At 44.6% G+C, this 22,301-nt stretch carries 23 protein-coding genes and 1 riboswitch; of the genes, 4 read left to right on the top strand and 19 right to left on the bottom strand.

Going from position 1 to position 22,301, the window contains the following annotated elements; all coding sequences use genetic code 11:
• Window positions 1–17 precede the first annotated feature (17 nt).
• Together pcrA and FIU87_RS02155 are read right to left on the bottom strand one after the other, a co-directional pair.
• Window positions 18–2,279, bottom strand: coding sequence for a DNA helicase PcrA (gene pcrA / locus FIU87_RS02160; protein ID WP_152443059.1), 2,262 nt, complete (start codon window positions 2,277–2,279; stop codon window positions 18–20).
• A gap of 57 nt (window positions 2,280–2,336) precedes the next feature.
• Complete coding sequence (locus tag FIU87_RS02155; protein ID WP_152446379.1) at window positions 2,337–3,032, bottom strand: heptaprenylglyceryl phosphate synthase; 696 nt, start codon at window positions 3,030–3,032, stop codon at window positions 2,337–2,339.
• 111 nt (window positions 3,033–3,143) lie between these two features.
• Here FIU87_RS02155 and FIU87_RS21190 point away from each other — a divergent pair, with 111 nt between their 5' ends.
• Entirely contained in the window at window positions 3,144–3,362 is a 219-nt protein-coding gene (locus FIU87_RS21190; protein WP_216647529.1) for a hypothetical protein, read from the top strand.
• 215 nt (window positions 3,363–3,577) lie between these two features.
• Window positions 3,578–3,736, top strand: coding sequence for a hypothetical protein (locus FIU87_RS20860; protein WP_172970915.1), 159 nt, complete (start codon window positions 3,578–3,580; stop codon window positions 3,734–3,736).
• Between the two features lie 116 nt (window positions 3,737–3,852).
• Here the strand turns inward: FIU87_RS20860 and FIU87_RS02150 are convergent, their stop codons facing one another.
• The 3 genes from FIU87_RS02150 to FIU87_RS02140 form a co-directional block, all read right to left on the bottom strand.
• Entirely contained in the window at window positions 3,853–4,164 is a 312-nt protein-coding gene (locus FIU87_RS02150; RefSeq protein WP_152443058.1) for a YerC/YecD family TrpR-related protein, read from the bottom strand.
• A 24-nt stretch (window positions 4,165–4,188) separates the two neighbouring features.
• A complete protein-coding gene (locus tag FIU87_RS02145; protein ID WP_152443057.1) occupies window positions 4,189–5,250 on the bottom strand; it encodes a DUF3048 domain-containing protein in 1,062 nt (353 codons plus the stop codon).
• A gap of 207 nt (window positions 5,251–5,457) precedes the next feature.
• Entirely contained in the window at window positions 5,458–7,203 is a 1,746-nt protein-coding gene (locus FIU87_RS02140; RefSeq protein WP_152443056.1) for an adenine deaminase C-terminal domain-containing protein, read from the bottom strand.
• Window positions 7,204–7,364: 161 nt separating this feature from the next.
• Here FIU87_RS02140 and FIU87_RS02135 point away from each other — a divergent pair, with 161 nt between their 5' ends.
• Window positions 7,365–7,685, top strand: a complete 321-nt coding sequence (locus tag FIU87_RS02135; RefSeq protein ID WP_152443055.1) for a YgaP family membrane protein — start codon at window positions 7,365–7,367, stop codon at window positions 7,683–7,685.
• Between the two features lie 60 nt (window positions 7,686–7,745).
• The gene (locus FIU87_RS21645; protein WP_367643901.1) at window positions 7,746–7,850 is read left to right on the top strand and encodes an EYxxD motif small membrane protein; all 105 of its coding nucleotides are present in this window, start codon (window positions 7,746–7,748) and stop codon (window positions 7,848–7,850) included.
• Here the strand turns inward: FIU87_RS21645 and purD are convergent.
• From purD to FIU87_RS02065, 14 genes are all read right to left on the bottom strand, one after another.
• Window positions 7,825–9,093: a phosphoribosylamine--glycine ligase gene (purD, locus tag FIU87_RS02130; protein WP_152443054.1), complete on the bottom strand. Its 1,269-nt coding sequence runs from the start codon at window positions 9,091–9,093 to the stop codon at window positions 7,825–7,827. The two genes, FIU87_RS21645 and purD, sit on opposite strands and share 26 nt — an antisense overlap.
• 31 nt (window positions 9,094–9,124) lie before the next feature.
• Window positions 9,125–10,654 (bottom strand): bifunctional phosphoribosylaminoimidazolecarboxamide formyltransferase/IMP cyclohydrolase, encoded by a 1,530-nt coding sequence (purH, locus tag FIU87_RS02125; RefSeq protein ID WP_152443053.1) that lies wholly within the window; start codon window positions 10,652–10,654, stop codon window positions 9,125–9,127.
• Complete coding sequence (gene purN, locus FIU87_RS02120; RefSeq protein WP_152443052.1) at window positions 10,651–11,241, bottom strand: phosphoribosylglycinamide formyltransferase; 591 nt, start codon at window positions 11,239–11,241, stop codon at window positions 10,651–10,653. Before purN ends, purH begins: the two co-directional genes overlap by 4 nt.
• On the bottom strand, window positions 11,238–12,269 hold the full coding sequence (gene purM, locus FIU87_RS02115; protein WP_152443051.1) for a phosphoribosylformylglycinamidine cyclo-ligase: 1,032 nt from the start codon (window positions 12,267–12,269) through the stop codon (window positions 11,238–11,240). Before purM ends, purN begins: the two co-directional genes overlap by 4 nt.
• Before the next feature lie 588 nt (window positions 12,270–12,857).
• Window positions 12,858–14,273, bottom strand: a complete 1,416-nt coding sequence (gene purF, locus FIU87_RS02110) for an amidophosphoribosyltransferase (protein ID WP_152443050.1) — start codon at window positions 14,271–14,273, stop codon at window positions 12,858–12,860.
• On the bottom strand, window positions 14,258–16,480 hold the full coding sequence (purL, locus tag FIU87_RS02105; RefSeq protein ID WP_152443049.1) for a phosphoribosylformylglycinamidine synthase subunit PurL: 2,223 nt from the start codon (window positions 16,478–16,480) through the stop codon (window positions 14,258–14,260). Before purL ends, purF begins: the two co-directional genes overlap by 16 nt.
• Window positions 16,464–17,150 carry a phosphoribosylformylglycinamidine synthase subunit PurQ gene (gene purQ / locus FIU87_RS02100; RefSeq protein WP_152443048.1) on the bottom strand — a complete coding sequence of 229 codons (687 nt, stop codon included), beginning with the start codon at window positions 17,148–17,150 and terminating at the stop codon, window positions 16,464–16,466. Before purQ ends, purL begins: the two co-directional genes overlap by 17 nt.
• A complete protein-coding gene (gene purS, locus FIU87_RS02095; RefSeq protein ID WP_060664027.1) occupies window positions 17,147–17,401 on the bottom strand; it encodes a phosphoribosylformylglycinamidine synthase subunit PurS in 255 nt (84 codons plus the stop codon). The genes purQ and purS overlap by 4 nt, the downstream gene beginning before the upstream one ends.
• Window positions 17,394–18,119 (bottom strand): phosphoribosylaminoimidazolesuccinocarboxamide synthase, encoded by a 726-nt coding sequence (gene purC / locus FIU87_RS02090; RefSeq protein ID WP_152443047.1) that lies wholly within the window; start codon window positions 18,117–18,119, stop codon window positions 17,394–17,396. Before purC ends, purS begins: the two co-directional genes overlap by 8 nt.
• A gap of 77 nt (window positions 18,120–18,196) precedes the next feature.
• Window positions 18,197–19,489 (bottom strand): adenylosuccinate lyase, encoded by a 1,293-nt coding sequence (gene purB / locus FIU87_RS02085; RefSeq protein WP_152443046.1) that lies wholly within the window; start codon window positions 19,487–19,489, stop codon window positions 18,197–18,199.
• A complete protein-coding gene (purK, locus tag FIU87_RS02080; protein WP_152446378.1) occupies window positions 19,486–20,631 on the bottom strand; it encodes a 5-(carboxyamino)imidazole ribonucleotide synthase in 1,146 nt (381 codons plus the stop codon). Before purK ends, purB begins: the two co-directional genes overlap by 4 nt.
• Window positions 20,624–21,112 (bottom strand): 5-(carboxyamino)imidazole ribonucleotide mutase, encoded by a 489-nt coding sequence (purE, locus tag FIU87_RS02075; RefSeq protein WP_152443045.1) that lies wholly within the window; start codon window positions 21,110–21,112, stop codon window positions 20,624–20,626. Before purE ends, purK begins: the two co-directional genes overlap by 8 nt.
• Window positions 21,113–21,243: 131 nt before the next feature.
• A riboswitch (purine riboswitch) is annotated at window positions 21,244–21,346 on the bottom strand.
• Between the two features lie 95 nt (window positions 21,347–21,441).
• Window positions 21,442–21,645 (bottom strand): NETI motif-containing protein, encoded by a 204-nt coding sequence (locus FIU87_RS02070; protein WP_152443044.1) that lies wholly within the window; start codon window positions 21,643–21,645, stop codon window positions 21,442–21,444.
• On the bottom strand, window positions 21,609–22,163 hold the full coding sequence (locus FIU87_RS02065) for a DUF2179 domain-containing protein (RefSeq protein WP_152446377.1): 555 nt from the start codon (window positions 22,161–22,163) through the stop codon (window positions 21,609–21,611). Before FIU87_RS02065 ends, FIU87_RS02070 begins: the two co-directional genes overlap by 37 nt.
• Window positions 22,164–22,301 lie beyond the last annotated feature (138 nt).

The following is a 22,301-nucleotide window of genomic DNA, read 5'->3' as shown; positions in this document are numbered from 1 at the left end:
TTTCGTCCTTTCTATCCTTAAACTTTCGTTACTGGGGCAAATTTTGCAAGTAAACGTTTCACTCCGGTTGGGCTTGGGAACGCAATGTCTAGTTCCTTGCTATCACCCTCACCTTTCACACTAACGACGGTTCCTACTCCCCATTTTTTATGCTCCGCTTTGTCTCCTACCATCCAGCCAACGTTTTCCCCACCTGTGGATTGTAGCTGTCTTGCAGGTGTTGCTGGGCGATGGGGTCTTGATGCTGGTGTCGCGCCACTTCTTGTACCTCCAAATGGTGTCGCGCCTGAGGTTCTTCCACCAAACGGCGTTGAGCGTGACTCTTTAGGTAAGGCACTTTCAAGCAGCTCCTCAGGTATTTCTTTTATAAAACGGGAAGGGGGATTTATGTTGGTACGTCCAAATAATGTCCGCATTTGTGCATTCGTAATAAACAGCTCTTCTTCTGCACGCGTGATACCAACGTAGGCCAGGCGGCGTTCCTCTTCCATCTCCGCTTCTTCAAATAGGGAGCGGCTATGTGGAAAGACCCCTTCTTCCATTCCAATTAAAAAGACAACCGGAAACTCAAGCCCTTTTGCAGCATGCAGCGTCATTAAGATAACATTCTCCTGCTGCTCTTTATCTTCCTCATCCAATTTATCGATATCTGCTACAAGCGCAAGGTCGGTCAAAAAGGCAACCAAGCTCTTGTCATCATATTTTTCTTCAAAGTTTTTCGTAACAGAAAGGAACTCATCGATATTTTCGAGTCTGCTTTGTGATTCTATCGTTTTATCCGCCTTTAGCATTTCGCGGTAACCTGATTTATCAAGCACTTCCTCCACAAGCTCGGTAACAGATAAGTATTCCTGCATTTGCACGTAATTTTCAATAAGAGCTCGGAATTCCTTTAGCTGAGACGTTGCTCTTCCACTAACACCTATTAAATCTACCTCTGCAAGTGCTTGAAAAATAGAGATGTCATGCTGCGTGGCGTAATTTGCCAGCTTATCTATTGACGTTGCACCAATTCCTCTTTTAGGAACATTCACAATTCGCTGCAAACTGATGTCATCATCCGGATTTGCAATAAGGCGAAGATAGGCAAGAATGTCTTTAATTTCTTTTCTGTCATAGAACTTTGTACCGCCAACAATGGTGTAGGTGATGTTGGACATGAGGAGCATTTCCTCCATCACACGGGACTGAGCATTGGTACGGTATAAAATTGCAAAGTCGCCTAGTGTGCGATTCGGATCTTTCCGCATGAGCTCCTGCATTTTCCCTACCACAAATTGCGCCTCTGATTTTTCGGAATCTGCTTGATAGTGAACGATTTTCTGACCTTCCACATTTTCCGTCCAAAGATTTTTCTTTTTCCGGCTCATATTGTGTTCAATTACCCTGTTTGCTGCTTCCAATATTCTTTTCGTGGAACGATAGTTTTGTTCAAGCAGCACCACTTCTGCCATCGGATAATCTTTTTCAAAAGAAAGAATGTTTGCGATATCCGCCCCGCGCCAGCGATAGATGGATTGATCAGAATCCCCGACAACACACAGGTTTTCCAAACGATCCGCAAGCAGCTTTACTAACGTATATTGCGCCCTGTTCGTATCCTGATACTCGTCCACATGAATGTATTGAAATTTACGTTGATAAAATTCCAGTACTTCTGGCACTCGCTTAAATAAGTGAATGGTCGTCATGATTAAGTCATCAAAATCGAGGGCCTGGTTTTTTTTCAGCCTTTTTTGATACTCTGTATAAATTTCACTTACCTGCTGCTCATATGGCCCAAGTGGCTGTTTCGCGTATTGTTCAGGATTCATTAATTCGTTCTTTGCCGAGCTAACGGTACCAAGAATTGTGCGTGGATCAAACTTTTTCGGGTCAATATTGCGGTCCTTTAAAATGCCCTTAATTACAGAGAGCTGGTCTGTTGTGTCTAGAATTGTGAAATTACGGTTGATTCCGATTCGGTCGATGTCTCGTCTTAAGATTCGTACACACATCGAGTGAAAGGTCGAAATCCAAATATCCTCCGCGGCAGGTCCCAGCAGAACTTCCACACGTTCCTTCATTTCACGGGCAGCCTTGTTTGTAAAGGTAATCGCTAAAATGTTCCAAGGTGCCACCTGTTTTTCCGCCATCAAGTAGGCAATTCGGTGGGTCAGCACCTTTGTCTTCCCACTTCCCGCTCCTGCCATGATCAAAAGTGGTCCGTCCGTTTTCTTTACAGCTTCCTGTTGTCTAGGGTTTAACCCCTCCAGCAAGCGTTGACTTAAATATTGCATTTTTTTCACCGTCCTAACCAAACGTATGTTCTTACTTTTATTATACTAAACATTCGCTTATTTGTCTTTTGAATTCTTCACTGCTTCTACAGTTTTAAGTGCTTCTTTCAAATTTTCATAAATGGCATTTCCAACTACAACCGTGTCGGCCAAAGCTGCCATTTCCTTTGCCTTTTCTGCATTTGAGATTCCACCACCGTAGAAAAGCTGTGTGGTTTCCAGTGTATCCTTTGCCGCTCGGACAATTTCTGTGTCCCCGTACATACCACTATATTCTAAGTAAAAGATAGGTAGTTTAAACATTTTTTCCGCCAATCTTGCATAGGCGATGACGTCATCCTTGGTAAGATCTGTTTTTGCTTCAGTCAGCTTAGCCGCTTTACACTCTGCATTCATGATGCAGTAGCCCTCCGCCACAATTTCCTCCCAGTTCATGATATCTCCGAATTCCTTCAGTGCTTCTATATGTAAATCAACAACCCAATCTGTCTTTTTGCTGTTTAGGACACTTGGGATAAAATAAAAATCAAAACCTGGTGTCACAGACTCCATATTTGATACCTCTAAGGCACATGGCAACGAATATCTGCGCACTCTGCTCATCAAGCTCAGCACATTGTCTAATGTCACTCCGTCCGTTCCACCAACAAGGATGGCATCTGTCCCAGACTCGCACACTAGCTCCAAATCTTCTTCTGAAATTTCCTTATTTGGATCTAACTTAAACACGTGCTGCCACTCGCGTACTTCCATTAACACTGCATACGTCCCCCATTCTATTTATCCATTTCTCTATTATAGCAAAATCAGACGTAATACGAAAAAGGGAAAGGGGGAATGTTGTTTGGAAGATAGTAGAAGGGATTGGGTTTGATTTTGGGTGGGGCAAGCGGTGGTGGTGGTGGGGCAAGCGAGAAGAAAAGCTGGCGAAATCTGTCGAACATTGTGAAGTGGCTGAATGGAGGTCGAAAGTGGCTGAATTACGCCGCTAAGTGGCTGAATTGCACCGCCAAGTGGCTGAATTACGACCCAAAGTCGCTGAATTACACCGCCAAGTGGCTGAATAAACCCCCACTCGGCTGAATTACGACCCATAGTCGCTGAATTGCACCGCCAAGTGGCTGAATAAACCCCCACTCGGCTGAATTAGTAGAAGCCTCCATCCACATGCTCCCGGTTTCATCCCCCACCATAATGGGTATACACTCTATTAGCAACCTGGTACCTAAGAAGTGGATTTTCCATCGCATGCATAAATGAAAATTGCTGGAATATGCTTTGATTAGGAGGTGTCTGACATGCCTGTATGGCTATGGTTTGTTATTGGTTTTGCCATTCTACTTGCTTTTGGAGCAATCGTGGATCAGTTTGGGAAAAGGAACAGAAGAGCCAACCCTACAGAAGTGCATCAAGGCGTCGATCAGGTCAAGTCGAATAAAGATACATTTTATCGATGAGGGTAAGACACAGTGCGGACGGTTTGCCGGTCTTTGTTTGACGGGACTTAGCGCAGCTACGAAACGAAAAAGGTGGATCACCCATATTATTGGTGACCCACCTTTTTCTATTTCCATTAAGCTTCTTTTGACTTTTTCTCTTCTGCAACGCGCTCTAATGCCATTTCGTAAGCGTCATTGCCATAGTTTAGACATCGTTTCACGCGAGAGATGGTAGCGGTGCTTGCGCCTGTTTCTGTTTCGATTTTATGATAGGTAAAGCCTTCTCGTAGCATTCTTGCTACTTCCAAGCGCTGCGCTAAGGACTGTATTTCATTGACCGTACAGAGATCATCAAAAAATCGATAGCATTCTTCCATATCTTTTAGTGAAAGAACGGCTTCAAATAGCTGATCCAGTTCTTTTCCTCGTAGTTTGTTAATTTGCATAGTTTATATCTCCTTTATTTATGACTAGTAAGAAACGACATTCAGGTCTGGAACTATTTGAATCCATGTTTTACCTGGTGCGAGCGGTACTTGTTTTCCATTCATAAATGGCAAGATTTTTCCTTCAACTTGTTGCCATTCTACATCATATCGCTTGCCATTTTGAATGAGGATAGCCTGGCCACCACTCTGGATGTCAATGTATCTGCGGCCTTGCTCATCGATAATTTTATGCTCCGTTTGAACAATGAACACATTGGTTGCCGTGATTTCTTCCATCGTTTCTAAGTCGGTATGCTTTTCACCTGCACTGTATCTGACATAATGCTGATGTTCTTGATTATATTTGTATTCAACATGTGTTGTTGCTCTGGATGAGTAGGCAAGTTTTACATATTCTGTTGCTGTTCCTTCTACTTCTGCTGATTCCCCATCTTCTAGAAAAGTAAAAGGTGACAGGTCCGCTTCTTTTACTTCCAACGGGTAGTTTAATTGATTGGCACCCTTCCTTATATTTTCAATTGTGATATAGGAATTATGAGGTGCCTTTCGGAAGCTCGCTCGTTTAAAAAGAGAACCATCGTAGGTTAAGCCATTGATGCCATCTACTACGCCAGCTTCAATCATTTCTCTAGCTGATGGACTCCAGCCGTGGAAGACATAGATTCCATTATACCCTTTTGCTAAATCTACATAGTATGGACGAGCACTTCTGACAGGACCAATCGTTTCTGGCATTTCGCTTTGGTAGATTGCCAGGAATCTGGTGATATCCCCTTCTGCAAGAATTTCATACACAATATCGGCCTTATGCAGTCCCGATTGTGGCCTTGCTCTCACATCATTATTTACCATCACTGCAACAGGTCTCGCGAAGGATTTTTCTTCTAAAGCTGCTCCGGTAAATGGAGCTTTTTCCTTAAGTTCCACGATTTCATCAAGAACTTCTGCCTCTTCACTAGGAGTTTCCTGTGTTACTTCCGGTTCCTCTGTGTGAGTCTTTTCCCCTTTTGTTTCGTCTGACTTACAGCCTGCAAGAAGTAACATTAGCATCAGTACCCAAATAATTTGTTTTCCATTCCCCATCCTTACAAAAACACAACCTTTTAGATATTTTTTTGCTCTATTTTATTACGCTATTGATTTGGGCAAATGGCTCCGCGTCCTGTGTGGCGATGCTTAAGCCTCCTCGGCTTCGCCTGTTCCCGCGAGAGTCTCCACCTTTTCTAAAATCAACAGCTAGAAACTACTTGAATTCAACTTTCATCTTGAACAATGTCTTACTTTTATATTTTAACGCATTATTGACGGAAAGAGTACCGTTTTATTCATCACATCATAGATTCCTCTTGGTGTTATTCTAATATAAGGAAGATGTGTGGATGATAAGAATAACAATGTATAGACGGGATCTCCAAAGGAATAGCCTCTTTCAAAAAGCAAATGACGAAGATTTGTTTCCTGCTGTATTAGTTGTTCCATTGGGGCATCTGACATACCGCCAGCAAGAGGCAAGGAAATTTCGGCAAGTACCTCTCCTTCTTCGACTAGGACCATTCCTCCCCCTATCTCCTTCATATGCTCAAAGGCTTGCAGCATTGCCTGTTTGTTTTTCCCAATTAACACAATGTCACCGGTATTAGAGTAAGAGCTTGCGAAACCTTGCACATGTTTGCCAAAGCCTTTTAGCGTAGTGTTGACCCGCCAATTTCCTCCCCTGTCTAATAGCATGAGGAAGGATTCATCGTGCTCCGTTGATAAGGAATCTCCTGATACATCAACTGTGATGCTGTATGGCTTGATGATGACTTCATTGACCATTTCCATTCCTAGTGCCATCGAAAATTGCAAGTCGTCTAACGAGAGCTCCCAATCAAGCTTAAGTGGCTCAAGCCCAAGAGCTGGCCAATCCTGTTTAGGGAAGGCAGCTTCATTGGAATTGCCATCCACTCCCACCCACACGCCTTTTGAAAGTACCTTAACGGGTAAAGGGTTTTCTTTTGCGTCTAGGAAGTTAATGTTGGCTATTCTTCCAGGAGCAATGCTGCCGTGTTTGTTTTCCATGTAAAAATGGTTGGCGGCATTAAAGGAAGCCATCCGATAAGCTTCAATTGCTGGAACTCCTTTATCAAGCGCGATACTTATCGCTCGGTCAATGACACCGCTTTCATAAAAGCTCGGCGTTGATCCATCTGTGTTGAAAAAGGTCTGGTCATAATATTGCACTCCTGAGGCTTCTAGCTCTTCTACTATCTGCGGCAAATCTGGACGAATGGAGGAATAGCGCAGGGAAGCCCGGTAGCCTTGTGAAATTCGCTTCAGGACATCTGCTCCGTTCATCGCTTCGTGGTCGCTGTGGATGCCAAGTAACTGCATTTTGGTGAGTGTTTTTTCCGATGCGCCTGGAAAGTGTCCTTCCACAGGTTTTCGGTTGGCATTCGCTTCTTGCACCCAGTGAAGAATGAGGTCATCGCCTGCCATTAATTTTGGCCAGCTCGTCAGCTCTCCTCCTTGAAGGACTAGGGGATGCTGAAGCCAGCTTTTGATATTCCTTGTTGAAAATACTTCTTCTTCGTTTTCAATTTCAGTTTGTGCGTCAAAGCGACTCCACCAATACATGCTCACTGGTGACTCACTCATTTTTTCAATAAAAGAAAACGCTTTCTTTTTTGTCATCTGTAAAGTAAGCATAAGATTGTCATTTACAAATGTTGTCGTTCCTCGTTTTGATGCATATTGCGCAAAGGAAAGGGGATTATATAGTTGAAACGGATGGACATGCGGTTCTATGTAGCCTGGGACAAGAAAATAGCTCGTACAGTCAATCATCTCCGTACTGTCGCTAGTTGCAGGAAGCTCCTCACCTACATAAATAATCCGGTCCTCATAGATCCATATATTCGCTTTTGCCCACGTTTTTAGGTGGACATTTAAGTATGTTGCATTTGTTAAGACGATGGTTGGATGTTTCTTGCCATCCATCACTGCTACATGCTCGCGAATTTTTTTGCTTTTCCATCTATATGCTTGATCATGCATGCTTTACACCACTCTTCATGAGGTTGTTTCAGGTTACTCGCTTGTAATTATTATCGTGATATAACCTCTTTTTACCATGTTACCATAACAAAGTTTCACATGCATCACCCTCTTGGTAATTATGAGAAAATTTTTTCAATTCAAAGGATGGAGGAATTTACATGAAAGTAAGGCCTAATATTGGGATTATCAATGCGATGATCCGCATTTCAGCAGGGTTTGCAATCCTTGCATGGATTACAAGTAAAATGGTTAGAAGGCCACACCGCGATTCCTATAAGCTCGTCGCTCTTATGGCTGGTATGAAAATTGCAGAGGGAATCTTGCGCTATTGCCCATTAACTGCCGGATTTGAACGTTTCCAGGATTACCGCAACGAACATAGTGGTGGTGACGGATTTGATTTTAACTTTGACGATTTTGATGCAAGCGGCAGCACCGATGGGGACTCTGGTGGGGCGGATTCTTATAACCCAAGCTAAGTAAAAAAAAGCCTTTGGGTAACAACACCCAAAGGCTCATCTTTTAAAGGAGGCATTCATATGTTGGAATACCTAACCGATATGTCTTTTATATTGGCAACCTTAATTGGAGGCATCATCGCCATTGTTTTTGTTTTTGTTAAGAAGAAACGCCGGCCGCAATAGCTTTGTTGGCAATATCATTTCTGTAAAAAAGATGATCGCAGGAGATTTTTTGCAGTTCTTGATAGGCTTGTGTTTGCGCTGCCTGCAGGCTCTCATGTTGCGCTGCCACAAGCAATACTCTACCGCCGTTTGTAACAAGCTTTTCCTTTTCCATCGCTGTTCCTGCATGAAAAACAACAGCGTTTTCAAGTTGGTCCGCACCTTCTATCACAGCCCCATTTTCATAGGCTTCTGGATAGCCTTTTGATGCCATTACCACGCCAACAACGGCTTTATTTGACCATTTCAGCTCTAGATCTTTCTTTTGCAAAACTCCCAGTAACACTTCTCCTAAATCTGATTCTAAACGTGGCAATACGACCTGCGTTTCAGGATCGCCAAATCGGGCATTAAATTCAATCACCTTTGGGCCTTGCTTCGTTAAAATTAATCCTGCATATAAAATCCCTGTAAATGGCCGTCCTTCTTTCACCATTGCTTTCGCGGTTGGAAGCAAGATGGTCTCTAATGCTTCGTCTACTATCTGTTGCGGAATATGTGGGACGGGAGAGTAGGCTCCCATTCCGCCAGTGTTGGGACCTTGGTCTCCATCAAACGCACGTTTATGATCTTGAGCAATCACCATTGGGTACACTTTTTCTCCGTTCACAAATGCCATAAACGAGAATTCTTCCCCTTCAAGGAATTCTTCTACAACAAGTTTCGAGGAGGCTGCTCCGAATTTTTGCTCTGCCATCATTTCATAAACCGCATCTAAGGCTTCTTTTTCGGTCATCGCAACGACTACACCTTTACCTGCTGCTAGTCCGTCTGCCTTCAGGACAATTGGTGCCCCTTTGCTTTCAATATAATTTTTCGCTTCTTCATAGTCTGTGAAGGTTTCATAGCCTGCCGTTGGAATGTCGTATTTCTTCATTATATCCTTCGCAAAACTCTTGCTTCCCTCAATAAGTGCTGCTGCTTTTGTCGGTCCAAACACTGGAAGACCAGCCTCTTGAAACGCATCGACGATTCCATTTAAAAGTGGAACCTCAGGACCAATCATCGTGAGGTCTATACCCTTTTCCTTAGCAAAATGCAGGAGAGCGTCCGTATTTGATTCATCAATGGGAACAAGCTTTCCGACCATTTCCATTCCAACGTTTCCTGGAGCAATAAAAACCTCGGTAACGGATGGGCTTTGGGCAAGTTTCCAGGCGATCGCATGCTCCCGACCGCCCTTACCAACTACTAATACTTTCATGGGGTTTCCTCCTGTCTTTTGTGTGAAATCATTAATGCTTAAAATGTCTCATTCCGGTAAACACCATCGTCATTCCGTACTCATCAGCTTTTTTAATGGAATCCTCGTCTTTGATGGAACCGCCTGGCTGAATAATTGCCGTGACGCCTGCTTTGGCAGCTGCCTCCACGGTATCGTTCATCGGGAAAAATGCATCCGAGCCAAGCGCCGAGCCAACTGCTTTCTCTCCCGCCTGCTCAAGCGCAATTTTCGCCGCTCCTACGCGGTTCATCTGGCCTGCACCAACGCCAACTGTTTGACCATCCTTTGCCAGAACAATCGCATTAGATTTCACATGCTTTACTACTTTCCATGCAAGCTTTAAATCTTCCCACTCTTTTTCTGTTGGCTCGCGTTTAGTTGGAATCGTCACTTCCGCATTCTCAAGTCCTGCTTGGTCTTCATCCTGCACAAGCAAGCCGCCGCGTACAGAAACGATGCGGGATTTCATCGTGTCCTCGCCTTCCATCTTCACCACAAGCAGACGAATGTTTTTCTTTTGCGTTAGTACCGCCAAAGCTTCCTCTGTAAAGGATGGCGCAATAATGATCTCTAAAAATAGCTCATGTAATAACTCTGCTGTTTCCTTGTCTACCTCGGTGTTAAAGGCAAGAATGCCACCAAAAATAGAAACAGGATCTGCTTCATAGGCACGGCGGTAGGCTTCTAGGGCTGTTGCTCCTGTTCCGACGCCACAAGGATTCATATGCTTGACAGCAACGACAGCCGGGCTTTTAAATTCCTTCACAATTTGAAGCGCTGTATCTGCATCATTGATGTTGTTGTAAGAAAGCTCTTTGCCGTGAAGCTGCTCTGCAGAAGCAATGGAAAACTCAGATGCTAAAGGTGTTTGGTAAAAGGCCGCTTGCTGATGTGGATTCTCTCCATAGCGAAGTCCTTGTTTTTTCTCAAATGTTACCGTTAGTGATTCTGGATGCTGCTCCTCTACCGCTTCTGTTAGGTAATTGGAGATTAACGCATCATACGCTGCCGTGTGACGGAACACTTTAGCCGCAAGACGACGACGAGTAGCAAGCTCGGTTTTCCCATTGTTCTTCAACTCTGTAATCACACCATCATAATCAGCAGGATCCACTAACACCGCAACATCCTGATGATTTTTTGCCGCTGAGCGCAGCATAGTTGGTCCACCAATATCAATGTTTTCAATGGCATCCTCAAATGATGTACCATCTTTAGAAATGGTTTCTTTAAAAGGGTAAAGATTGACCACCACTAGATCAATTGGTGTAATTCCATGCTCAGAAAGCTGCGCCTGATGGCTTTCATTCTCACGCATTGCCAACAATCCACCGTGAATCATGGGGTGTAAGGTTTTCACTCGTCCATCAAGGATTTCTGGAAAGCCTGTTACCTCTGAAATCCCAATTACGTTTACACCATTTTCTTGCAGAACTTTTTTGGTACCGCCAGTGGAGATGACCTCTACACCAAGCTCCACTAATTTTTGTACAAACGGGACAATGCCCTCTTTATTGGAAACACTCACTAACGCTCTCATCGTATCGCTGCCTCTCCTTTAACTGTAAAAAGTTGTTGTAATGTTTTTGGGTAAAAGCTGTGTTCGATTTGATGTATTTTTTTTGCTAAGGATTCTTTTGTATCGTCTTCCTTGATTTCTAGGGCTTCTTGCGCAATGATGGGACCAGTATCCATTCCTTCATCAACAAAATGAATCGTTACACCGGTTAGCTTCACACCGTAATCTAAAGCTTGACCCACTGCGTCTAGCCCTGGAAAAGCAGGCAAGAGGGAGGGATGGATATTAACGATTCTCCCCTTATAGGCTTGAAGCAAGGTTGGACCAATCAAGCGCATATAGCCGGCTAGAACAATGAAGTCTATGTTATGTTCATTTAACTGCAGCAAAATATCCTGCTCAAATTCCGTTTTATTTTGGTAGCTTTTTGGCACGAAAGTAAAGGATGGAATGTTCGCTGCCTCTGCCCGCTCCACCACATAAGCATCCGGTTTATCACAGACTAGCAATACAGGTGCTGCATCAAGTTGCCTTTTGTGGCAGGCATCCACTATTGCTTGAAAATTCGAGCCGCTCCCAGAAGCAAAGATGGCCATTCTTGTTGTCATCGGATTTCTCCTCCGCCAAAGGTGATACCCTCGCCTTCTTTTACACGTCCAATCAAGTAAGCTTTCTCGCCGTTTGCCTCTAAAATTTGCACAACCTCCGGTAAAATTTCCTCTTCAATAGCCAGCACCATGCCGATCCCCATGTTAAAAATGTTGAACATTTCCTTGCGGTTGAGCTCGCCTTTTTCTTGAAGCACATTAAAAATTGGCGGAATTGGCCATGTTCCATAGTCGATTTCTGCTTGCAGTCCCTCTGGCAGCATCCGTGGAATGTTTTCAATGAAGCCGCCACCTGTGATATGGGCCATTCCGTTAATGTCGTGTTTTTTGAGAACTTCTAATATTGGTTTTACGTAAATTTTCGTTGGTGTGAGGAGTTCCTCACCAAGGGGGCGTTCTAACCCTGGGTATACTTCGTTCAAATCCATTCCGCTCACAATTTTTCTTACGAGCGAGTAGCCGTTGCTATGGATACCACTTGAGCTAAGGCCGACGAGAATGTTCCCAGGCTTAATGTCTGCGCCCGTGATGAGGCGTTCTTTGTCCACGACTCCAACTGTAAAGCCTGCAAGGTCATATTCGCTTTCGTCGTACATGCCAGGCATCTCTGCCGTTTCTCCCCCGACAAGGGCACAGCCAGCTTGCTCGCAGCCATCCGCAATTCCTTTTACAATGCTTTCAATTCGTGCTGGGTCCGCTTTTCCGCATGCAATATAGTCAAGAAAATATAGTGGCTCTGCTCCTTGAACCACGACGTCATTGACACACATCGCAACTGCATCCATCCCGATGGTGTCATGCTTATCTAGCTGAAATGCAAGCATCAGCTTTGTTCCCACACCATCTGTTCCTGAAACGAGTACCGGATTTTTCACGTTCACCGCGGATAGATCAAACAGGCCTCCGAAACCGCCAAGTCCACCCATCACTTCCGGTCTCATCGTTCTTTTCACATGCTTTTTCATCCGGTCTACCGCTTCGTAGCCAGCTTCAATATCTACACCTGCTTGCTTGTATGCATTTGCCATATGTGTCTCCCTTCCAATGGAAAAGCGACGAAATTTTTGAATTCCCGCCGCTTTATGTTGTCAGTTTTTTTAAAAAAAGGCTGTTTTCGTACACTTTGTTACTACTGCGTATAGATAAGACAAACGTAATCAACGTTGCATTCGTGCTCTTTTCGTGGAAGAAGATTTAAACATGTGGCAATTTTTCTTCGGAAAAAGATTGGAAAAAGCCTGAAAGCCGACTTTCTCCAAGTTAATAGCAACAATCTTTTAGAAAAGAGCCTTAAAAAAAGGTAATTAGGTTTGGTTTTGGGCTGAGTGATGGTGGTTTTTGGGTTTTTTGGGTGGTCGCTCACTTGATTACTGGTCGCAAATTTGGGAATGCGACACTTTTTGAAGTGATTGCGACACTTTTCGGTGTGATTGCGACACTTCTGACGTTTATTGCAACACTTTCTTGAGTTATTGCAACACTTCTGACGTTTATTGTGACACTTTCTTGAGTTATTGCAACACTTCTAACGTTTATTGCGACACTCCTGATGTTATGTCAACTTCCCCCGTCACTACGCTACACTTCACCACACCAATTCACCCTATTCCCTCACCCTAACATTTCTCATGCGGCAGCACTGTATCCGGAAAAATTTCCGTTGGGTACTTGCCGGTAAAACAAGCCATGCACTGGCCGCGGGTTTCCCCGTCAAATGGACGATCGATCGCTTCGACCAACCCACCAGGAGTCAAAAATGCCAACGAATCCGCACCGATGATTTCTCGCATCTCCTCCACCGAATGAGAAGAAGCAATCAGCTCCTCATGCGTGGATGTGTCAATTCCATAAAAACAAGGATTCTTAATCGGCGGTGAACTGATGCGCACATGTACCTCTGTTGCACCTGCCTCACGAAGCATCCTTACAATTCTCCTACTAGTCGTCCCGCGCACGATCGAATCATCGACCATCACCACACGCTTTCCTTCCACCACACCGCGTACTGGTGAGAGCTTCATCTTCACGCCTTGCTCCCGTAAAGCTTGTGAAGGCTGGATAAATGTTCGACCTACATATCTATTTTTAATTAAGCCAAGCTCGTAAGGAATGCCGGAAAACTCCGCATACCCTATCGCCGCAGAAATACTAGAATCCGGCACACCCGTTACTACATCCGCATCAACAGCGGACTCCATTGCCAGCTGCTTTCCGAGGCTTTTACGAGCGGTATGCACATTAATGCCATCGATGTTGCTATCTGGTCTAGAAAAATAAATGTACTCCATGCTGCACATCGCGCGCTGGGTATGCATCGTAAAACGCTCCGAATGCAAGCCGCCGTTATCAATAATCAACAATTCTCCTGGCTCAATGTCACGGATAAATTCCGCACCAACCACATCAAACGCACAGGTTTCCGATGCCACCACATACGCGTCATTCAGCTTACCTAACGACAGTGGGCGCAAGCCGTTTGGATCTAAGGCAACCATCATTTCCGTTTCGGTCATGATTAAAAATGCGTACGCTCCCTTTAGCATGGACAATGCGTTTTTCACACGGTCCTTCAGCAAGGTGTAGCCGCTTCTTTTAATCAAATGCGCCAAAACTTCCGTGTCAGACGTTGTTTGCAAAATACTTCCCATCGTTTCAAGCTGGTGTTTCAAAGCATTGGCGTTCACGAGGTTGCCATTATGCGCAAGTGCGAGACTGCCAGTTTGTGAGTGGAATAAGAGAGGCTGGACGTTCTCATAGCCTCCGCCACCAGCCGTAGCATAACGCACATGGCCAATCGCCGCTTTCCCCATGCGTAACTCTTCTAATCTACCATTTCCGAACACTTCGTTCACAAGACCTTCGCCTTTAACCGCTGTTAATTTCTCCCCATCTGTAGTGACAATTCCGGCACCTTCTTGGCCACGATGCTGCAGGCTATGCAAGCCATAATAGGTGATTTGGGAGGCTTCGGGATGTCCCCAAATCCCGAACACCCCACATTCTTCGTTTAAGCCTTTTAATTCAGCAAGCATGGAATAGCTCCTTTCCAAGCTTTCCTAAGATCCTCAACAGACAAATGAATCGCTACTTCACGAGATGCTGATTCAATATGAAGCGTACCTGTTGCTGTAACACTTCCTACTAATCTAGCATCTGTCACAGCCATCTCAAATGCTTCCTGATGTTGTGGACGAACAGACACAACAAAGCGGGATTGTGTTTCGCTAAACAAAGCAGCTGTCATCTCCCCAGTCAATGTCACTGCTGCTCCTAAGCCCTGTGCTCCCATTGCACTTTCTGCTAGTGCCACACTCACTCCGCCCTCCGCTACATCATGTGCAGAAGCTATTAAGACACCACGGATTGCTGCTAACAGCTCTGCTTGACGTCTAGCTTCCACATCCAAATCAATTGCAGGAGCCTTGCCAAAAATTTTGCCAAAAGATAGCTTTTGAAGCTCACTTCCACCAAAGTCAGCACCTGTTTCCCCGATTACATAAATCAGGTCTCCCTCATTTTTGAATTCCTGCGTTGTCACATGCTTCAAGTCATCAATTAAACCGACCATGCCGACTACAGGTGTAGGGTAAACAGCAACACCATTTGTTTCGTTGTATAACGACACATTTCCACCGATGACTGGAGATTCCAGCTTACGACATGCTGCACTCATACCATCTGTTGCTTTTTCGATTTGCCAGAAGATTTCCGGCTTTTCAGGATTACCAAAATTCAGGCAGTCGGTAATCGCTAGAGGCTTCGCGCCAGAGCAGACAACATTACGAGCTGCTTCTGCTACCGCAATCATCCCACCAACTTCTGGGTCCAAATAGAGATAACGGGAATTACAATCCGTTGTCATCGCTAACGCTTTTTCTGTGCCACGAATGCGCACTACTGCTGCGTCTGAGCCAGGAACGACCACCGTATTCGTACGCACCTGATAATCATACTGGTCATAGACCCACTCTTTGCTGGCAATCGTCGGCTGCTTCAATAAAGCCACCAACGTCTCCTCGTAGTTCGCTACTTCTGGCACCACTGCGTCCATCTCTTGAAACTCACGATAGTACGCTGGCTCACTAGAAGGCTTATGGTACACTGGCGCTTCTTCCGCTAATGCATCCACCGGCACATCAGCAATTACTTCGCCTTTATGAAGCAAGCGTAATTTTTTATCATCTGTTACCTTCCCGATTGCCACTGCTTCAAGGTCATATTTTGCCACGATTTCTTGCGCCTCGTGCTCACGACCCGCTTCCACGACAATCAGCATGCGCTCTTGTGACTCAGACAGCATCATTTCATAGCCCGTCATTCCCGTTTCACGCTGTGGTACAAGGTCTAAGTTCATTTCAATTCCAGAACCAGCCTTTGATGCCATCTCAGCAGAAGAGCTAGTCAAGCCAGCTGCTCCCATGTCCTGGATACCAACAAGGCCATCCCACTTAACAATTCCCAAGCAGGCTTCTAAGAGTAACTTTTCCATAAACGGGTCGCCCACTTGCACTGCTGGACGTTTTTCCTCGGAAGCTTCGGATAGCTCTTCGGATGCAAAGGTTGCTCCGTGAATTCCGTCACGTCCCGTTTTTGCCCCAACGTACATCACGGTATTCCCAACACCCTTTGCCTGCCCTTTTTTAATATCCTCATGATTGATAAGTCCCACACACATCGCGTTTACAAGCGGGTTTCCATCATAAGCAGGATCAAATTGAATCTCGCCACCAACTGTTGGGATGCCCACACAGTTTCCGTAGCCGGCGATTCCTGCCACTACTTCTTCAAACAAATATTTCACGCGTGGAGAAGTCAGTTCCCCAAAGCGCAGAGAGTTCAATAATGCAATCGGACGTGCTCCCATAGAAAATACATCACGGATGATTCCGCCAACACCAGTTGCTGCCCCTTGATAAGGCTCAATAGCAGACGGGTGATTATGGCTTTCGATTTTGAACACGACAGCTTGGTTGTCCCCAATGTCCACAATCCCTGCACCTTCCCCAGGTCCTTGTAACACCTTTGGACCTTCTGTTGGGAATTTACGAAGCACTGGCTTGGAATTTTTGTAGCTGCAATGCTCGGACCACATAACAGAAAATAGTCCAGTTTCCGTGTAGTTTGGGAGACGACCAAGAATTTTTTCTACCATAAGAAACTCTTCATCGCTAAGGCCCATCTCACGGTAAATGCCTTCCGCTTTAATCATCTCTGGATTTGGCTCAAGAAGTAACGACATGTGATTCCCTCCAATTACGAACGATAGATTGAAAAAGTTTCAGGCCATCTGCACTGCCCAAAAGCTCAGATACTGCGCGTTCCGGATGCGGCATCATCCCAAGAACATTTCCTTTTTCGTTTACAATGCCAGCAATATCCTGTAGACTACCATTTGGATTATCACCATGATAGGAAAAAGCAATTTGCCCATTGCTTACTAATTCCCCTAAGGTTTTCTCATCACAATAGTAATTTCCTTCCCCATGCGCAATGGGAATGGTGATAATTTCGTCTTTTTCATAGCTAGATGTGAACATCGTTTCATTATTTTCTACCTTTAACTGAACAGGACGGCACATGAACTTTAAACGCTCGTTTCTTCTCATTGCCCCTGGAAGAAGACCTGATTCTAGTAAAATTTGAAACCCGTTACATACCCCTAAAATTGGCTTGCCGGCTTCTGCAGCCTTTTGCACCTGTAGCATCACGTTAGAAAAGCGTGCAATCGCGCCAGAGCGTAAGTAGTCTCCATAGGAAAATCCTCCTGGTAGTAAAATTCCGTCATACTCCTCTAGGTTCGTTGCATCATGCCACACGTATTCTACTTCTTCGCCAAGCTCATCTTTAATGGCATGGTACATATCCACATCACAGTTAGAGCCTGGAAACACGATCACTGCAAATTTCACGACCCAACAACCTCCTCCACCTCATAACGGAAGTCTTCAATCACGGTATTGGCAAGTAAGCGTTCACACATTTCCTTAACAAGTACATCTAAATCACGGTCTGACTTCGCAATCGTTAATTCGAGGAACTTACCAATTCGCACTTCCTCCACCTCTTTGTAAGAAAGGCTATGAAGCGAGTTTTTCACTGCTGTTCCTTGTGGATCTAACACACTCTCTCTTAATGTTACGAATACCTTCACTTTATACATGCTGCTCTCCTCCAATACGGGCTAGTATTTTTTCATATGCATCAGTTAAACTTCCAAGGTTTCTGCGGAAAACATCCTTATCTAGCTTTTCATTCGTATCCTTATCCCAAAGACGGCACGTATCTGGTGACACCTCATCTGCAAGAATGACTCTTCCATCGTTTGTCTTTCCAAACTCAAGCTTGAAATCTACTAATCTCAAGTTCTTTTTTGCGAAAAATTCCGATAATACCACGTTGACTTTACGTGCAGCTTGCTTCAAAAAGTCCACTTCTTCTGTTGTGGCAAGCTTTAAAATTTCAATATGATCTTCAGTAATGATTGGGTCACCAAGGCTGTCATCCTTATAGTAGAATTCCACAATCGGCTCTTCTAGCGTGCGCCCTTCTTCGATTCCCAGTCGCTTCGCCATGCTACCGGCAGTAATATTTCGAACCACGACTTCTAAGGGAATGATGTCTACCTTTTTCACCAGCTGTTCTGTTTCTGATTTACGTTCGATAAAATGATTTTCAATTCCCGCTTCCCTAAGCATGGAAAATAGTAAGCTCGTAATCTCATTATTTAAGCGGCCCTTGCCTGTGATGTCCGCTTTCTTCTCGCCGTTAAAAGCAGTAGCGGAGTTTTTGTACTGAATCCAAACGATGTTTTCGTCCGTTGTTGCGTAAACAAGCTTTGCTTTTCCCTCGTATAATAAAGCCGTTTTTTCGACAGTCATCCCAATTCCTCCTCTACCTTCATGAGTTGGGCGCTGCTGGTAACCGGATAAAGGCTACCAGCAGACACAACTAAGCTTTACAGTCCTAATCGATCAAAAATCGTATCCACATGCTGCAGGTGGTAGTTGTAGTCAAAGCAATCAGCAATTTGTTCAGCCGTTAAGCGGGAGGTGATTTTTTCTTCCCCTTCTACTAGCTCTCGGAAATGTACCTGTTTCTCCCACGCTTCCATTGCCTTTGGCTGTACCGTGTCATAGGCTTCCTCACGAGACATGCCAGTATCAATTAGCGCCAGTAACACGCGCTGAGAGTAGATAAGACCTAATGTACGGTCCATGTTACGCTTCATGTTCTCTGGGAACACGGTTAAGTTTTTGATGATGTTACCAAAGCGATTAAGCATGTAGTTCAATGCAATCGTAGAGTCTGGTAAAATAATGCGCTCAGCTGAAGAGTGCGAGATGTCACGTTCATGCCACAGTGGCACGTTTTCATAGGCAGTCATCATATATCCGCGAATGACACGAGCTAGTCCTGTCATATTTTCCGATCCGATTGGATTACGTTTATGAGGCATGGCAGAGGATCCTTTTTGACCTTTTGCGAAAAACTCCTCTACCTCGCGCGTTTCACTCTTTTGAAGCCCACGAACCTCCACCGCGAATTTTTCAATCGAGGTTGCGATTAAAGCAAGTGTACTTAAGTAGTGAGCATGGCGGTCACGCTGCAGAGTTTGTGTAGAAATTGGCGCACGTTTAATGCCAAGCTTTTCACACACATACTCCTCCACAAACGGGTTGATGTTCGCATACGTTCCAACTGCTCCAGAGATTTTACCGAATTCAATTCCTTCTGCCGCTTGCTTAAAGCGTTCAAGGTTACGCTTCATTTCCTCATACCATAGCCCAAGCTTCAGGCCAAACGTCGTTGGCTCTGCGTGCACGCCATGTGTGCGACCCATCATAACGGTGAATTTATGTTCTTGTGCTTTTTCTTTTAAAATAGCAACGAAGCGTTCGATGTCCGCAAGCAGGATTTCATTCGCTTGCTTCAGCTGGTAAGAAAGAGCCGTGTCCACCACATCTGTAGAAGTTAAGCCATAATGAACCCACTTTTTTTCTTCGCCTAATGTTTCTGAAACCGCTCGTGTAAAAGCCACCACATCATGACGGGTTTCCGCTTCGATCTCTTTAATGCGCTCGATATCAAAGGATGCTTTTTCCCGAAGTACTCTTACGTCTTCTTTAGGAATCTCTCCAAGCTCCGCCCATGCCTCACAAGCTAGAATTTCTACCTCTAGCCATGCTTGAAAGCGGTTCTCCTCTGTCCAAATTGCACCCATTTCCGGTCTTGTATAACGTTCAATCATGTTAAAATCCTCCGTTCAGCTTTCTGCCATATCTGCCATGAAGCCTCTTGCTCCAAAGCCTGTTCTATTGTATCAGCTAAAATATTAATATGTCCCATCTTTCGTTTTTCTTTTTTCTCTGCTTTTCCGTAAAGATGGAGCTTTGCATGTTCATAGTGTGGAATGTGTTCGATTGCAAGGTCAACGTGCTCCCCTAATAGATTAACCATAACGCATGGCTTCCATAAGGTTGTTTTACCTAGTGGAAATCCGGTGATTGCTCGGATGTGCTGCTCAAATTGAGATGTCTCACACCCATCAATCGTGTAATGACCGGAATTGTGCGGTCTTGGTGCAAGCTCGTTGATATAAATCGTGCCATCTTCTAGGACAAACATTTCAACGGCTAGCGTACCAATCAGGCTAAAATGCTTGGCAAGCTTCATTGCACTTTGAATGGCGTTCATTTCTAAAATTTGATCCACTCTTGCAGGGGCAATCGTGCGATATAAAATGTTTTCTCGATGTTCGTTTTCGCCAACTGGAAATGCCGTCATTTCACCAGTGGTTCCTCTTGCCACAACCACTGAAATTTCCTTTGTAAACGGAATCCATTTTTCGAGCACGCATTCGCCAGCCTTCAACAGTTTTGCCGCGTTCTCCAAGTCCTTTTCTTCTTTTAAGACAGCCTGTCCTTTGCCGTCATACCCAAAACGACAGGTTTTAAGCACTGCAGGGTAGCCAAGTTCAGAAACCGCTTTTGACAGCTCCTCAGCGTTGGTCACTTCCACATAAGGAGCCACCTGTAACCCTGCCGCTTCGATTGCTTTTTTCTCTGTTATACGGTGCTGCGTTGCTTTTAAGACTTCACTTCCCTGTGGAAGATAGGCGTTTTGCTCTAACCAGGTTAAAGCCTCGTAGTCAATGTTTTCAAATTCATAGGTGATCACATCTGACATTTCTGCAAGCTGCTTGATAGCTTCTAGATCATCAAATGCTGCCGTTATTTCCACGTCTGCTAGCTGGCCACATGGTGAATTTGGGGTAGGATCAAGGACAGCAATTTTAAAGCCCATTGCTTTTGCGGGAATCGCCATCATTCTCCCAAGCTGGCCGCCTCCGATGATGCCGATCGTTGCTGGTGGGGTAATTTGTTTAAACAAGCTGCTCACTACTTTCTATCACTTGTTGTTCGATACGCTTTCTTCTTGCATCAAGTCTGTTAGCCACCTCAGGCTCGTACGCGCTAATCATTTGCGCCGCAAGTAGACCTGCGTTGGTTGCTCCCGCCTTCCCGATGGCTACAGTTGCAACTGGAACACCACCTGGCATTTGGACGATGGATAGTAAGGAGTCGAGGCCGTTTAGGGCTTTAGACTGTACTGGCACTCCGATTACAGGAAGCGTTGTTTTCGCCGCTACCATTCCCGGAAGGTGGGCAGCGCCTCCTGCTCCTGCAATAATTACTTTTAGACCTTTTTCCCGTGCTTGTTCGGCATAAGTAAACATAAGATCTGGTGTGCGGTGTGCACTCACTACTTGCTTTTCGTACGGTATATGTAGTTCATCTAGCATCTCACATGCATGCTTCATTGTTTCCCAGTCGGAAGTACTTCCCATGATAACGCCAACACTTGCGTTCATTCTCTTCACTCCTTTGGTTGTACAATCAAAAAAGCCCAGCGGAAATTGCAGGCTCTTCTATTAAAAGAGGGAAAGCAATCCACCTGGGCTTTTTCATCGCAAAGGTAAAACACGTATCGCCATGAAAATTGACAGTGCAAACTTCCCCTCATAGTCTGAGCTATTTACGGTGCTCAGGTAGAGACTTATGGGCCATATTCCCAAAATTATATGAGGTTTCGTTATTTTCTTATTATCTACGTTTATCTTACCGCCAACACTCCAAGATGTCAACGGAAAGCATGAACAATAACTAGGTATTTATTTCTAATGTTCGTGTTTTGACCTAATTATTCCTTCAACCTACCTTCGAACACAAGCTTTCTACCAATTGGGTGGACTTCCTTGTGACCATTTTTGACCGTTTCTTGAAAAATGGGCTCCTCCATCCGTCGAGTTGGAAGATACCCTTCCTTCGCCATTCTTTCCAAGCAGTCATCGATTGTTTCGTTTTCCATCAATTCGAACTTTCGTTTTCTTGGCGTTTTACCCATTCTTTAATTTTCCTTTCCTTCACCGCTTTCACCCAAAATCCGCCGTGAATGGTTTTTGGCTCATAAGCAATGATAAATGCCTTAGGATCATATTCTTTAATCGTATGATACAAGTTGACTTCATATTTACGCGGGGTTAGTATTTGCATCGCCATACGGTCACCCTCCAGGCCATTTGCCGCCCAGTTCGTTACACCATACCCTTTGTCACGCAAAAGCTTTGGCAAGTCCATATCGTACTCTTTTGTGATGACATTCACGGTCGTGTAACCTAGAGCGAGCTTCTCTTCAATCTTCATTCCGACGATAACCCCAACCCCATAGCCAAGCGCGTAGGCAGCAAGGTTTTGAATTTCATTCAGGTTATCAAGCACCAGCCCAAGACCTACTACATAAATAACCACTTCCACCATACTAATTCCAGCAGCTAAATATCGCTGTCCTTTTAAAGTCAAAATCATTCTTATGGTAAAAAATGATACGTAAACGATGTTAATGATGATAATGATAGCAACCATAATAAAACCATTTTCAAGCAAAGTGCACGCCTCCTAGGTGACAAATATAGTTATTAATTTTAATGGAAGAAGCTGTGTTCTGTAAACACATAAGGCATATTAATTGGGCTAAAGTCCCAGAAGTGGTAGGATGGTATA

It is taken from the genome of Bacillus sp. THAF10 (genome assembly GCF_009363695.1).
GTDB lineage: Bacteria > Bacillota > Bacilli > Bacillales > Bacillaceae_I > Sutcliffiella_A.
The sequence above is the reverse complement of the archived record's forward strand: the minus strand, read 5'-3'. Positions and strand labels throughout refer to the sequence as shown.